The 14,261-nt window shown below is 64.1% G+C and carries 11 protein-coding genes; 8 read left to right on the forward strand and 3 right to left on the reverse strand.

Going from position 1 to position 14,261, the window contains the following annotated elements; all coding sequences use genetic code 11:
• Positions 1-921 (reverse strand): patatin family protein, encoded by a 921-nt coding sequence (locus tag HF684_RS11415; RefSeq protein ID WP_169252565.1) that lies wholly within the window; start codon positions 919-921, stop codon positions 1-3.
• A gap of 271 nt (positions 922-1,192) precedes the next feature.
• Between HF684_RS11415 and HF684_RS11420 the strand changes: the two genes are divergently transcribed.
• From HF684_RS11420 to HF684_RS11455, 8 genes are all read left to right on the forward strand, one after another.
• Positions 1,193-2,464, forward strand: a complete 1,272-nt coding sequence (locus HF684_RS11420) for a hydroxyacid-oxoacid transhydrogenase (RefSeq protein WP_169252566.1) — start codon at positions 1,193-1,195, stop codon at positions 2,462-2,464.
• Positions 2,461-3,831, forward strand: coding sequence for an MFS transporter (locus HF684_RS11425; protein ID WP_169252567.1), 1,371 nt, complete (start codon positions 2,461-2,463; stop codon positions 3,829-3,831). The genes HF684_RS11420 and HF684_RS11425 overlap by 4 nt, the downstream gene beginning before the upstream one ends.
• 13 nt (positions 3,832-3,844) lie before the next feature.
• A complete protein-coding gene (locus HF684_RS11430) occupies positions 3,845-4,627 on the forward strand; it encodes an IclR family transcriptional regulator (protein WP_169252568.1) in 783 nt (260 codons plus the stop codon).
• A 122-nt stretch (positions 4,628-4,749) separates the two neighbouring features.
• Positions 4,750-5,643, forward strand: coding sequence for a universal stress protein (locus HF684_RS11435; protein ID WP_169252569.1), 894 nt, complete (start codon positions 4,750-4,752; stop codon positions 5,641-5,643).
• Positions 5,644-5,655: 12 nt separating this feature from the next.
• Positions 5,656-7,164, forward strand: coding sequence for a PLP-dependent aminotransferase family protein (locus HF684_RS11440; protein WP_169252570.1), 1,509 nt, complete (start codon positions 5,656-5,658; stop codon positions 7,162-7,164).
• 157 nt (positions 7,165-7,321) lie between these two features.
• Positions 7,322-8,713 (forward strand): aspartate aminotransferase family protein, encoded by a 1,392-nt coding sequence (locus tag HF684_RS11445; RefSeq protein ID WP_248278901.1) that lies wholly within the window; start codon positions 7,322-7,324, stop codon positions 8,711-8,713.
• Between the two features lie 10 nt (positions 8,714-8,723).
• Positions 8,724-9,803 carry a phosphotransacetylase gene (locus HF684_RS11450; RefSeq protein WP_248278902.1) on the forward strand — a complete coding sequence of 360 codons (1,080 nt, stop codon included), beginning with the start codon at positions 8,724-8,726 and terminating at the stop codon, positions 9,801-9,803.
• 15 nt (positions 9,804-9,818) lie between these two features.
• Positions 9,819-11,390 (forward strand): APC family permease, encoded by a 1,572-nt coding sequence (locus HF684_RS11455; RefSeq protein ID WP_169252572.1) that lies wholly within the window; start codon positions 9,819-9,821, stop codon positions 11,388-11,390.
• A 145-nt stretch (positions 11,391-11,535) separates the two neighbouring features.
• On the opposite strand, the gene HF684_RS11460 is transcribed toward HF684_RS11455, so the two are convergent.
• Together HF684_RS11460 and HF684_RS11465 are read right to left on the reverse strand one after the other, a co-directional pair.
• Positions 11,536-13,254 (reverse strand): cobalt chelatase, encoded by a 1,719-nt coding sequence (locus tag HF684_RS11460; protein ID WP_169252573.1) that lies wholly within the window; start codon positions 13,252-13,254, stop codon positions 11,536-11,538.
• On the reverse strand, positions 13,254-14,204 hold the full coding sequence (locus tag HF684_RS11465) for an AAA family ATPase (RefSeq protein WP_169252574.1): 951 nt from the start codon (positions 14,202-14,204) through the stop codon (positions 13,254-13,256). Before HF684_RS11465 ends, HF684_RS11460 begins: the two co-directional genes overlap by 1 nt.
• Positions 14,205-14,261 lie beyond the last annotated feature (57 nt).

A 14,261-nucleotide genomic window follows, 5' to 3' on the forward strand; every position in this document is an offset into this window, starting at 1 on the left:
TCATCTGCCGGTTTCGGCTGCCGGAAGTGTCACCCCAATGAACTCCAACATCGCCGACAACTCCCCTCGTGCCTGCGACAACCCCATCCGATGAGCAGCAGCTAGCCGCGAGAGGTCACGCGTACTGTTGTCGACCGGCATGCGGTCGGGGACGAAGACGTGTGCCTTGCCCTCCGCTTCGAGCTCGAAGATGCGTTCGCGGGTTTCGTTGTAGCGCTTCCACCTCGTCAGCAGCGCATCAGCCAAGGCCGGATACTTTCGGAAGATGCCGCGAAAGACTGCGGGGAACCGCTGCGGCTCCTTCCGGTAACCACGTTCCTGGGTCAGCACAATGACGAACTTCTCGAAACCCTCGCGCTGAGCCTGGCTCAACGCGATTCCGCCGTCCTCGCCCATCGCGCCGTCGACGTACACGTGCCCATCGAGGTGCACCGGAGGCATGAGACCCGGCATCGTTGACGAAGCACGGACTCGAACCATGAGGTCATCGATGTGCGGTGTGTCCTCCTTCGACCACACCACGTCCTCGCCGGACTCTGAATCGAACGCGACGATCCGCATATCCCCTGTGCTCGCCCGGAACGCCTCCCAGTCGAACGGCAATGCCTCGTTCGGCCCACCAGCTTGCTGGTAGATGTACTCAGCATTGAACATGCCCTGGCCACGCGCAAAGTACCGGAAGCCTCCGAACTGCTCGTCGGCAGCGAACTCGACGAAAGACCGGCGGGCCCGCCACGCATCGCCAGACAGATAGTTCACCGTGTTCGATGCTCCGGCGCTGATTCCGGCGACCCAGTCGAAGGACAGTCCTGCTTTGAGCAGTGTGACGACCATGGCACTGGTCAGCGAAGCTCGCATGCCTCCACCTTCGAAAATGAGAGCGGTATCGCTGATTCGCGTCAAGGTCGAGGCTTCCTTCATGCCAGCCATCTTAACGATGATCATCCGGTCGAGTTCATTCGCCAGCATGCCAAGCCAAGTGGTCGCCACCGAAATTTCCCGGCTTCTCCCCTGTTTCCGGTGACGGAGAAATCAGCTGGTCAGACGGCTACCGATGCCGTTCTGTCTGCCTCGCTCGCGGTCGAACAGCCCAATTTCTCTTGTGAAGTGCTTCACATTCTCGCTCTCAACTTCTAAGGTCGTTACACAATGTGGGGAATCTTCCCACATGTGAATGCAAAGGAGCATCAGCATGGGCACATCTCAGCAGAACGAATCCGTATTTACGTGGGCCGCCCCACCCCTGAAGTTCGGAAATGGCTCTCTCAACGAGCTCTACTCAGACATCAAGACATTCGGCGCACATTCATGCCTCATCATCACTGACACTCACGTCCGCGCCACCGGCATACCCGATGACGTCGTCCAGCAGCTCGCAGACAAAGACATTTCGGCCGACATCTTCGACGAGGTCGGCATCGAACCGACCAACGAAAGCATCGACTACGCAGTGCAGTGGGCGCGACAGAAGGACTGGGACTGTTACGTCGCCATCGGCGGTGGATCCGTGATCGACACAGCGAAAGCCGTCAATCTGCTCACAACACACCCCGGCGAACTTCTCGACTACGTGACACCGCCCATCGGCGAAGGCACCGCTCCCTGGCTGCCGCTGAAACCCCTCATCGCCGTACCGACCACTGCAGGCACCGGCTCCGAATCAACGACGATCTGCGTCATCGACTTTCTGAACATGCACCTCAAAGCCGCGATCAGCCATGCCCGGCTACGCCCATCGATGGCGATCGTCGATCCCCTGACCACAGTCTCCCTTCCCTCCCAGGTCACAGCGGCCAGCGGAATGGACGTCCTATCTCATGCGCTCGAAAGCTACACAAGCGTTGCCTTCGACGCGAAACCGGCCCCGAACGACCCCACGAAACGACCGGCTTTCTGCGGTTCGAACCCCATCAGCGACATCTGGTGCGAACAGGCGCTCAGACTCGTCGGACGCAACCTGCGCAAAGCCGTGATGAACGGCCGCGACATCAACGCGAGAAGCCAGATGGCCCTGGCCTCGGCATCCGCCGGAACCGGATTCGGAAACGCCGGCACTCATCTCCCCCACGCCAACGCCTACCCCATCGCCGGGGCCGTCGAGAACTATCAGGCCGAAGGGTATCCCGAGATGGTCATGGTCCCCCACGGCCAAGCCGTCTCGGCAACCGCCCCCGCCGTCTTCCGCTGGACTTACCCGGCCGACCCCGACCGGCACCTTCGTGCCGCAGAGCTGCTGAGCGGTCAGACCTTCACACGCACTGATGGAGCAGAAGCTCTTGCCCACGTTCTCTCCGAACTCATGCGCGACATCGACATGCCGAGCGGACTGCGCACGTTCGGATACACAGAAGACAACATCGACGAACTCGTCGACGGCACGCTCAAACAGACTCGACAGATGGCCGTCGTGCCCCGTCCGGTCACTCGCGAAGCGCTGACAGGAATCTTCCGGGAGTCACTATGAGTACAGGTCCCCGACCAACTGACGTCAATTCATTCACGAAGAAGGACATCCGCGTCGTCATGATGTCCTGCATCGTCGGAACCACCGTCGAATGGTACGACTTCTTCCTCTACGGAATGGCCGCCGGGCTCGTCTTCAACAAACTCTACTTCCCCAACGACGATCCGCTCATCGGCACCATTCTCGCCTTCGCCAGTTTCGCCGTCGGATTCGTCGCACGGCCCATCGGCGGACTGGTCTTCGGCCACATCGGCGATCGGGTCGGGCGGAAGAAGACTCTGGTGACCACCATGATGATCATGGGCATCGCCACCTTCCTCATCGGCGTCATTCCCACCCACGCAACGATCGGCTTCGCCGCTCCCCTGCTCCTCGTCACCTGTCGAATCGCCCAAGGCGTCGCCGTCGGAGGCGAGTGGGGCGGAGCTGTGCTGATGGCGGTCGAATACGCGTCGAAAGGCAAACGCGGCCTCTACGGCAGCTTCCCGCAGATCGGCCTCGCGGTCGGTCTGGTCCTCGGCACAGGTGTGTTCGCCCTTCTCGGAGCAGTGATGTCCGATGACTCATTCCTCAGCTGGGGATGGCGAGTCGCCTTCATGCTCAGCGCCGTCCTCGTCGGCGTCGGACTCTTCATCCGGCTGAAAGTCATGGAGACACCCGCATTCGCCAAGCTCGAGAAGGCAGAAGCCCGCGCGGTGATTCCCGCCATGGAGTTGGCCAAAGACAGGCAGAGCCGGCGAAACATCCTGCTGGGAATGGGCGCACGGTGGGCCGAAGGCGTCGCCTTCAACCTCTGGGCGGTCTTCATCATCACCTACGCCACGACGAGCCTTGCCGTCAGACAAGGAACGATCCTGACGGCGGTGATGGTCGGTGCGGTCATCATGGTCGGGGTCATCCCGCTCATGGGCAGACTCTCCGATCGCTTCGACCGACGGCGCATGTACGCACTCGGTGTCATCGCACTGGGCGTCCTCACCTACCCGGCCCTCCTGCTCATCGGCACCGGCAACCCGGTGCTCATCTTCATCACCATCGGTGTCGTGCTCGGCGTCGTCTATCCGGTCGTCTATGCGCCGGAAGCCTCACTCTTCGCCGAACTGTTTCCCACCTGGATCCGCTACAGCGGAATCTCGGTCGTCTATCAGATCTCGGGCATCGTCGCCTCGGGGATGACACCGCTCATCCTCTCCTTCCTCCTCAGAGAAAGTGACGGCCACCTTGGCTCGATCATGGCCTACGTCCTTGCCGTCACCGTCATCAGTGCGGTCTCGGCCATACTGATCCGACGCAGAGACATGTTCACCGACGATGGGGAAGATAACAGACACGTTGAGCGCAGCCCCCAGGAGACGGTCGGCCCCTGATAGGCTCACGCGCATGGTGAATGGGCATCCAGCAGGCACTCAGGCTGTCGGACGTGCGCTGAACATTCTCAAGCTCCTCGCCGACACCGAGGCGGATCTGCCCCTCTCCTCAATCGCCGAGGAGCTGGGGCTGTCCTCCGGCACCGTGTATCGCATCGCGAGAGCGCTGCTGGCCGAAGGTCTCATCGCTCAGAACCCGTGGAACGACGCCTACTACCTGGGCAGCGGTGCGGTGCTTCTCGGTCAAGCGGCGCAGCGAAGCTTCGGAATCGACAAGATGATCCCGTTCCTCGAACGGCTCAACGAGATGACTGAGGAGTCCATCAACCTCGCCATCCGCGACGGGGCCGAATCCGTTGTCATGACACGTGTCCAATCCACCCTTCCCCTGCGCTTCGTCCAACGCGTCGGTGCCCGCTTTCCTCTGTACGCCACCGCTTCGGGCAAGGTGATCCTTGCGTTCTCCGACAATGCAGGCGACTATCTGGACGCCCTGCCCGAGGCGCTCGAACCGGTCACATCCCGGACGCTGAGCACACGCGAGGATCTGCGATCCGAGATCCGCTCCACTCGAACCCGCGGCTTCAGCATCGACGACCAGGAGAACGTCGACGGCGTCCGCTGCGTCGGCGCCCCGGTCCTCGACGCAAAGGGCCAGGCGCAGGCCGCCATCGTGATCCAGGGCCCGACGGTGAGAATGGACGACGACCGCCTCCATCGGCTCGGAGCCGATGCAGTCCGAGCCGCTCAAGAGGTCTCCCGGTTCCTACCCGTCGACCATCCGCTGTCGATGTGAGAGCCACTCTTCAAGTCTCTGACCTGCGCTTTGTCGGCGGCCAGGGGGCTGACCTATAGTCGAATCGGGACGCGGAAGACGCGCCCCACACAGATACAGAGCACCAGGTCAAAGGAGACTCAATGCGCTACGTCGTCGGAATCACTCTGGACAGACGCGACAGAGACGCCGTCTCTTTGGCCCTCACTCTGGCACGCTCAGTCGTCGCTCCGCACAGAGTCGCAATCGAACTCGTCCACGTGATCCGGGGGCCACAGCCTGAACACGCGCAGACAGCTCAGGAGCGAGAGTTCCAACAGCTGCGCAAGGACACAGCGCAGGAGGGTCTGTCGAAGGTCATCGACCTCATCCCCAAGACGATCACGTCCACAGCCACCATCCACTTCGCCGATTCGATGGCAGAAGGCCTGCTCGACATCGCATCCGCCGGACCGTGCGACCTCATCATCGTCGGGGCAGCCAGCCGCGGCCCGCTCAGAAGGTTCACGGTCGGGTCCGTGGCCAATGCCCTGCTGCATTCCGCGTCGGTCCCCGTCGCGCTCGCTCCGTCGGGTTATCTCCCTCCGAGCAGACTGACACGGCTCACATGTGCGATGGGGACGCGAGTCGGCGCCGAGGCAGTCCTCGACGTGTCCGTCAGTTCGTCGGTCCGTCACGACGTTCCGCTCCGACTCGTCTCGCTCATCGGCTTGGACGCACCGCCTCATTCACCGGACGGACGTTCACCGTCCGACCATGCCCGAGGGCTGCTGCTGAGCGCGTCCCAGCAGGTCGACGATGCGGTCGAAGTCATGGTCGATGTCGCCCACGGGCGATCCGTCGACTCCGCGGTCGAGAGATTGAGCTGGGACGACAGCGAGATCGTCATCATCGGTTCGAGCCGACTCGCACAACCGAAGTCGCTGTTCCTCGGCGCCACCGCCAACAAGATGCTACGCAGCATTCCCGTTCCCATGGTCGTGATTCCTCGCTACCCGGTCGGGTACGGCGAGAACACGAACACCTTGGCACTGTAGACCCTCCGAGCAATGACACCACCTTCCGACAACGACCGCAGCCACGACCAAGCGCCGTTGCGAGCCCCCATCGAGATCTCACATCGGTCGAAGGAGCCGCTCTACCGGCAGCTGCGCAGAGCGCTCGAACACCAGATCCTCTCCGGCGCCTACAGCCCCGATGTGGCGCTCCCGTCATCCCGAGACCTGGCACATGAGCTCGGGCTCTCACGCAACACCGTCAACGCAGCCGTCCAGGAACTCGTGGCGACGGGGCTCATCGAAGCACGGCCCCGCAGCGGGCACTTCATCAACAGCAAGTTGCTCGACGATGCCATCACTGACGGCGACGGCACCCGCCGAACGAATGCGCCCATCGATTGGGAGAAGAAGATTCGCCCTGTCCGAGATATCCACCTACCGGAGATCACGAAGACGAAGAACTGGCAGACCTACCCCTACCCGTTCGTCGCCGGACAGGTGGATGCGGAGGAATTCCCACGACTCGCCTGGGCCCGAGCCCTGCGCACCGCCATGGAACCCGAACATCTGCAGTTCTCGGTCCGCGATGCCATCGACGAGGATGATCCGCTGCTGGTCAGGCTGCTGTGTCAACGTGTGCTGCCCAGTCGCGGCATCCACGTCGATCCCGACAATGTCCTCATCACGGCAGGCTCACAACAGGGACTTGACCTTCTGGCGCAGCTGCTCGTCGGACCGAATACCACCGTCGGCGTCGAAGACCCCGGATACGTCGATGCCAAACACGCCTTCGCCCGCGTCGGCGGGCAGCTGTTCCCGCTGCAGGTGGACGATCGTGGAATGATCCCGCCCCCGAACAGACTCGACCTCGTCTATGTCACCCCCAGCCATCACAGCCCCACAAACGTCACCCTCGATTCGTCGCGCCGCACCCAGCTGCTGACGACCATGCGCGAGACCGACTCGCTCATCATCGAAGACGACTACGATTCGGAATTCCGCTACCGAGGCAAACCCACGCCGGCGCTCAGGGCCCTGCCCAATTCCGAGCATGTGATCTACCTGGGCTCATTCTCCAAATTCCTCGCCCCCGGCCTGCGCCTCGGCTACATCGTCGCAGAACCGGAGCTCATCGACCGTATGCGCACCCACAGACGCTATTCCATCCGCCACGTCCCCGGGCACACTCAACGCGCAATGGCGCTGCTCATCGACTCCGGCCAGTACCACCGGACCATCTCGCGCCGCCGCACCCAACTGCGCACCAAATGGGAAACGCTCACATCCGCGCTCGATGAGCATCTGCCGTGGAAAGTGCCCTTTCCTGCCGGCGGTGTCAGCGTCTGGGTCCAAGCGCCTGCCCGCCTCGACGCGAAGATCCTCGCCGACGAATGCCTGCGCCGAGGCGTCGTGATCGAGAGAGGTGATCCGTTCTTCCTCTCCCCAGAATGCCACCGGAACAACTTCAGACTCGGCTTCGCGGCCATCGATCTCCGGTCCATCGAACCCGGTGTGCGACTTCTCGCCGAGGCGATCGACGCAACCCTCACCGACCACTGACCCTCCCCTGCCAACTGGCACCAAATAACTCGCAACGGACTGGGACTTCATTCGGAACCAGATAATCGCGAGAGTGATGTCAAGCACACCAACGAAGGAGTGCCGGAGTCGGGACGCCTCGACGTACCGACCCAGACAGTTCGAATGGAGGGTTCGCGTGACGATCTCGGATTATGCAAATCGTGCCCAGCAGCACCTTTTTCCCCACTTCACCACCGGCAAGGTGTGGAACGACGCTGATCTCCCGATCATCGTCGAAGGCCACGGGAGCTACCTCACCGATGAGCGGGGCGACAAGTACCTCGACGGTCTGGCCGGACTGTTCTGCGTGAACATCGGGCATGGTCGCCAGGACATCCCCACTGCCGCCTACGAGCAGATGAGTCGTCTGTCCTACTGGACCAACTGGGGCTCAGCCCACCCTGCCGCAGTGGATGCGGCGACCCGCATCGCCGGCCATGCCCCCGGCGACCTCGATACCGTCTTCTTCGTGAACTCGGGTTCCGAAGCAGTCGAATCCGCCGTCAAATTCGCGCGCCAATACCACCGGTCGCAGGGACAGCCCGAACGCACGAAGATCATCGCCCGAAACATGGCCTACCACGGCACCACCCTCGGAGCTCTCGCCGTCACAGGCATCCCCGCGTACAAGGAGCCCTTCGGCGAACTCATGCCCGGCGTCTTCCACGTGCCCAACACCCTCGGCGAAAAGGTTCCGGCAGGGGGCACCGCGGCTGATCTGCCCTCGATCCAGGCCATCAGAGAACTCATCGACAGGGAGGGTGGCGACACCTTCGCCGCCCTCTTCGCCGAGCCCGTCCAGAACTCACGCGGAGCCCTCGTCCCGCCCGAGGGCTACTGGCAGGAGCTGCGGAAGATCTGCGACGAACACGGGATCCTCCTCGTCGCCGACGAAGTCATCACCGGATTCGGGCGTCTGGGCGAGTGGTTCGGCTCGATCAAGTTCGACGTCGTCCCCGACCTCATCACCTTCGCCAAGGGCTCGACCTCGGGCTACCTCCCCCTCGGCGGAGTCATCATCCGCAAGCCCCTGGCCGAGGCGCTGCTCGACTCCCCTGGTGCCGGGGTCTTCACCCACGGTGCCACGTGGGGCGGTCATCCGGTCGCCACTGCTGTCGCCAGCGCGAACCTCACGGCGCTGGAGACGGAGAACATTCCGGGCAACGTCCGCAGCCTCGAGCCGTATTTTCAGAACGGTCTGGACCGGATCGCCGAATCCTACCGGTGCATCAGGGAATACCGCGGCACCGGATTCTTCTACGCCATCGAGATGATGGCCGACCGCGACACCGGGGCCGAGCTGACTCCCGAAGCCTCGAAGCAGGTGCTCACCGAAGTGATCCCGACGTCGATGAAGGAAGTCGGACTCATCACCCGCCCGGACAACCGCGGGGCCACGATGCTCGTCCTCTCGCCGCCGCTTGTCGCCGACCAGACCGTCCTCGACGACCTGCTCGACAAGGTCGACCACGTCATGGGGGCCGTCGACAAGCACCTCGGCGTATCTGCCCTGTCGGCCGCGGTCTGAGGCACGCACCATGTTGAAGACGCCGGCAGCGCGCGAGCTCGAGCCCGTGGCGATCGACCCGATGCTTCGCGATCGGATGCTCGGGCTGCGCAGTCGCGGGTCTCGACCGAGGATCATCCTCGCCGAGTCCCACGACGAGCGTGTCCTCCGCGCTGCCGGCGCCCTCGCCGGGGTGGGCGTCCAGCCCATCCTGATCGGCGACGGGAACGAGGTCAGGAACCGCGCGAGGAAACTCGGCATCACCGATGCCGACGGCTGGTCCGTCGACGATCCGGCAAGGCTCGCCGCCGGCCCGGCCGGGGAGAGAATCCGCAGCAGCGCAGAGAGGAAGCGTCCCGAACTCGCCGAGCAGTGGCTGACCGATCCCGTCTTCCTCGCCGCCGCCGCCGTCAAGAAAGGACTGGCCGATGCGGCGGTCGCCGGCGCGGACCGGCCCACCGCCGATGTCATTCGGGCCGGGCTGTCGATAGTCGGGCTCGCTCCGGACTCGTCTCTGCTCAGCTCCTCGTTCCTCATGCGCCTGCGCGACGGACGGTATCTGGGCTTCGGGGACTGCGCGGTCATCCCGGTCCCCGACGACGAGCAGCTCTCGGCGATCGCCATCGCCACAGCGAGAACCTTCGCTGCCATCACCGATCAGCATCCGTCCGTGGCGATGCTCTCGTTCTCCACGGCCGGTTCGGCCCAACACTCCGACATCGATCGAGTCAGACTGGCCATCGAGCACATTCGCAGCCGCTGCCCCGAACTCGAAGTCGACGGCGAACTGCAGTTCGACGCAGCCATCGTCGAATCCGTGGCGAAGTCGAAGTGCCCCGACTCCGCAGTCGCCGGCCACGCGAACGTGCTCGTCTTCCCCAATCTCGCAGCCGGAAACATCGGCTACAAGATCGCTGAGCGCCTCGGCGGAGCTGCCGCCTTCGGCCCCCTCCTGCAGGGCCTCGCCGCCCCGATCAATGACTTGTCTCGAGGGGCGAGCGTCTCCGACATCGTCAACGTCGGTCTCATCACCTGCCTGCAGGCGCTCACTCCTGCGGCAGACGCCCAACAGCGAACCACATCCACTGCCCATACCTTCACAACGAAGTGACGAAAGTAAGGTGCCATGTCGAAATCAATAGAGAACCCACCCCAGAACGTCGCCTCCTCACCGCCGGGGGCCGGGGACGGTCAGCAGCCGGAGAGGATGGCGAAGACGCTCAAGCCTCGCTGGGTCTTCGCCATCGCCCTGGGCTCGGCGGTCGGGTGGGGAGCATTCATCCTCCCCACCGACTGGCTGGCCATGGGCGGTCCACTGGGCACACTCGCCGGATTCACCATCGGTGCCGGGCTCATGCTCGTCATCGCCGTCAGCTACGGCTTCCTCATCCGCACCTTCCCCGTCTCCGGCGGTGAGCTGGCCTATGCACTCATCGGCTACGGACGCGTGCATGCCTTCTTCGCCGGGTGGTTCCTCACACTCGGCTACGTCTGCATCGTCGCACTCAATGCCTCCGCCCTGGCCCTGCTGTTCCGCAAGATCATGCCCTCGGTCATCGAGCAGGGCTATCTCTACACGGTCGCCGGGTGGGACGTGTATCTGCCGGAGATCATCATCTCGGTGACAGCACTGGTCGTCTTCGCCGTCCTCAACATCCGCGGCACGGCCCTGTCGGGTCGTGTCCAGTACTGGGCCTGCGTGCTGATGATCATCGCGGTCGCTGCGATCATCATCTCCGTGATCGCCAGCCCGACGACCCATTTCGGCAATATGTCTCCCGCGCTGCCCGACGGCGTCAGCCCAGTCGCGGCGATCATCGCGATCGTCGCCATCGCTCCCTGGGCCTTCATCGGCTTCGACAACGTTCCGCAGGCGGCCGAAGAGTTCGACTTCTCACCGTCCAAGGCGCTGCGCCTCATCGTCCTGGCCATCGTCACCGCTGCGGCCCTCTACATGGCGATGATCGTGTCCGTATCAATGGCCGAACCGTGGCAGGCCCTGGCCAATTCAGGATCGGCCTGGGGCACCGCCGACGCGGTAACCGGCGTCATCGGCGGCTCCGGGCTGCTGCTGCTCGCAATCGCCATCACCATGGGAGTGAGCACCGGCCTCAACGGCTTCTACGTCTCGGCCAGCCGAGTGCTCATGGCCATGGGACGCGCACAGATGATCCCGCCGATCTTCGCCCGCCTGCATTCGAAGCACAAGACCCCCTACGTCGGCATCATCGCGGTCCTCATCGTCTGCCTCATCAGCCCGTGGTTCGGACGCGCGGCGCTGACGTGGGTCGTCGACATGTCCTCGATCGGCGTGACGATCGCCTACCTCTACACCTGTCTGTGCGCATTCCGGATCTTCCGCCCCACCCATGAGGCGCGGGATCCCAAGGCTCTGCCGGGAATGTACTCGACGACGAAGAAGGTGCTCTCCGGTGTCGGCGCGGTCATCGCGATCGTCTTCATGCTGCTCCTGCTCATCCCGGGGTCTCCCGGTGCGCTGGGACCGCAGTCGCTCATCGCCCTGGCCGTCTGGATCGTCATCGGAGTCGTGTTCTTCCTCTCCCGGATCCGGCACAACAGGAAACTCACCGATCATCAGGTCGATCGCCTCGTCTTCGGTGATGATCGCCCAGCCGTCACCCGGTTCAGCGAACGCGCTCAGCTGCGCCGCGAAGGACGCCTGTCCGCGGACGGCTGAGACGATTCCGGACAGCCCCGGACAGCACAGCGGTCGTCCCGCTGCCAGGAATCACTGGCAGCGGGCCGACCGCTGTCGTCGGTTCGATCGCCGAGGTGGGTGTCCAGACCAGGAAACCCGACGTCTCGTCCGGCTCGGCGTGGACTCAGCGACTGAGGACGGTGCAGAGTCCGTCGACGATCGCCCGCACCGAGGCCCGGTCCCCCAGAGACTCGGCATCGAGTTCGACGCTGGTGGGGTAGATGAGACCGGGGTCCGTGCCGATGCCGACGCCGAGGATGCCGATATCGCCGGCCCGTCGCAGACCGGCCACCGTCGTCTCGAGGTCCCGGGCGAGGTAGTCGTCACCATTGGCGACGGCGGTGGCAGAGTCGGCGGGCAGACCATCGCTGATGACGACCACGGCCGATTTCGCCGCCTGCTGACTGCGGAGTCTGTCGACCGCCCAACGCAGGGCTTCGGCGTCGATGCCCTCCCGGTACAGCGAGGTCTTGAGCAGCCCGCCGAGGTGGGTGCGTGTCCGCCGCCACGAGGACGCTCCGGACTTGATCACGAGGTGATGGAGTTCGTTGAGCCGCCCCGGCCGCTCGGGCGAGCCGGCCTTCTTCCATTCGTTTCTCACGCGTCCGCCGTTCCACGCGTTGGTGGTGAACCCGAGGATCTCCGTGCTCACATCCAACCGGTCGAGGGCCCTGACGAGGACGTCGAGAAGCGCGCCGAGTCCGAGCGCATGAGGTTTCATCGACCCCGAGAGATCGAGCAGGAAAGTTACGGCGCAATCGGCCTCGGCCCGCTGCGAACGTCCGCGGAAGACGCGCGGGTCGCCAGGAGAGGTGATCAGCCGAGTCAGCCGGGAGGGGTCGAGGACCCCGTCCTCGGAGTCGACGAGTTCATGAGCCTCCTTGGCTGCCTCGACGACACCGTGCAGGCGGGAGACGACCGGCGCCAACGGCACCGACCGACGTGCCGTTTCGGCGGCGATGGCGGTCCGGCCGCTGCGCAGACTCTCCGTCCGGACCACCTCGGCGATGGTCGATTCACGGTCGAACCGCGTCGTCCACGCCCGGTAGCCGCGGGCGAGGTGGAGCTGCCCACCGCCTTCTTCCGGGACGGGAGCGAACAGATCCTCGGCGATGTCGAAGACCAACGGCAGGCTCGGGGCGGCGTGACGCTCGCGCGCCCCGGACCGCGTGCCTTCTCGCTCTTCGACGGCGGCGATCCGGCCGGCGAGCGTGCGCGCGAGGTCGCGGGCCACCTCGGCGAAGGCCCGCTGATCGTGTCGGCTATTGCGCAGGGGAAGGAGGAAGGGCCCGAGATCGGGTGAGAGTTCGAACCGGGACTCTTCGACCAGGTCGGAGTCCTCCCGACCGATCGGCTCGCGATTCACGACCGACCGGGTGACGAGGATGACCGTGTACAGAAGCATGCCGAGGTGGGTTTCGTGCAGACGGCTGCGCAGATACTCGCTGCGCCAGTGCGCATGTCGCTGAGACAGGTTGCTGCAGACGCCTGCCTGTCGAGCCAGGGATTCGCACCGGAACTGTTCGAGGATCTCGACGATGAGGCGTTCTTCCCGCGCCGCGGGGAGCATCTGTCGGTGAAGTTCGGGATCACTCCACTTTCGACGCATGGCCATGGCGTCCGTGGCTCCGCGCAGGGAGGGCAGCTCGGATCGGGCAGGGTCAGGGTAGAGATGGGGCGCGTTCATCGGCAGCAGACCGTTCGCATCGGCAGGTCGGTGCGCCCACAGGTCGACGTCAGCGTCCTGGCTCAGCGCCCTGAACACCGAGGCCAGCCGCCGTTCGAGGTCGTGTTCCTCTCGGGCCGAACGCGGTATCGCCGACTGCTGACCGAGATCAGTCATCAGCTTGCCGTCGCCGCGTGGTCGAGGTCGAGCTCACCGCCGAAGCAGCGTTGGTAGTATTCCGCGACGAGTGGATGCTCGGTCGAGTCGCAGCGGTTGAGGAAGGAGAACCGGAACGCCAATTCGACATCACCGAAGATCACCGAGTTCTCCGCCCAGGAAATGACTGTGCGCGGTGACATGAGAGCGGAGACGTCGCCGGCGGCGAAACCGCTGCGCGTCAGCTGCGCCACCTCGATCATCGTCGCCACCGTCTCCTCGCCGAGCTTCGCCGCTGCCTCCGGCACCTGTCCGGTGACGACGAGGAGCTCCTCGGCGGGGTCGAGATAGTCAAGTGAGGCGATGATGTTCCACCGGTCGAGTTGAGCCTGGTTGAGCCGATTGACTCCGTGATAGAGGCCGTTGACGTTGCCGAGGCCGACCGTGTTCGCCGTAGCGAAGAGCCGGAAGTGCGGATGCGGCCGAATGACCCGGTTCTGCTCGGTGAGGGTGAACAGGCCATCGCGTTCGAGCAGGCGCTGGATGATGAACATGACCTCTGGGCGGCCGGCGTCGTATTCGTCGAAGACCAGCGCCATCGGCCTCGTCAGCGCAAAGGGGATCACACCTTCTTCGAAGGCAGTGCGGGGCTGGCCGTCCTCGATGACGACCTGGTCTTTGCCCACGAGGTCGGACCGCGAGATCTGCCCGTCGAGGTTGACGCGCATGAGCGGCCAGTTGAGGCGGGCGGCGATCTGTTCGATGTGCGTGGACTTCCCTGTCCCGTGCAGTCCCTGCACGAGCACACGGGATCCGTGGGAGAACCCGGCGAGGATCGCTCGAGTCACCTCAGGGTCGAAGCGGTAGTTCTCATCGATGCGCGGGATCAGATCGCTGTCGTCCTCGAGCATCGGCACGGGCATGTCGGCATCGATGCCGAACAGTTCTCGCAGTGTTGAAACGTCGGCCATGAGCGCCGTCCTTTCCTGGTTGTGGTTCAGCCTCACTGTGGCAGCCGGTCGACCGGC

The organism is Brevibacterium sp. 'Marine' (assembly GCF_012844365.1).
Lineage (GTDB): Bacteria > Actinomycetota > Actinomycetes > Actinomycetales > Brevibacteriaceae > Brevibacterium.

Coding starts and splice junctions, on each gene's coding strand:
- HF684_RS11415 (WP_169252565.1), bottom strand. CDS start 921: ATGAAGGAAGCCTCGACCTTGACGCGAATCAGCGATACCGCTCTCATT.
- HF684_RS11420 (WP_169252566.1), top strand. CDS start 1,193: ATGGGCACATCTCAGCAGAACGAATCCGTATTTACGTGGGCCGCCCCA.
- HF684_RS11425 (WP_169252567.1), top strand. CDS start 2,461: ATGAGTACAGGTCCCCGACCAACTGACGTCAATTCATTCACGAAGAAG.
- HF684_RS11430 (WP_169252568.1), top strand. CDS start 3,845: ATGGTGAATGGGCATCCAGCAGGCACTCAGGCTGTCGGACGTGCGCTG.
- HF684_RS11435 (WP_169252569.1), top strand. CDS start 4,750: ATGCGCTACGTCGTCGGAATCACTCTGGACAGACGCGACAGAGACGCC.
- HF684_RS11440 (WP_169252570.1), top strand. CDS start 5,656: ATGACACCACCTTCCGACAACGACCGCAGCCACGACCAAGCGCCGTTG.
- HF684_RS11450 (WP_248278902.1), top strand. CDS start 8,724: ATGTTGAAGACGCCGGCAGCGCGCGAGCTCGAGCCCGTGGCGATCGAC.
- HF684_RS11455 (WP_169252572.1), top strand. CDS start 9,819: ATGTCGAAATCAATAGAGAACCCACCCCAGAACGTCGCCTCCTCACCG.
- HF684_RS11460 (WP_169252573.1), bottom strand. CDS start 13,254: ATGACTGATCTCGGTCAGCAGTCGGCGATACCGCGTTCGGCCCGAGAG.
- HF684_RS11465 (WP_169252574.1), bottom strand. CDS start 14,204: ATGGCCGACGTTTCAACACTGCGAGAACTGTTCGGCATCGATGCCGAC.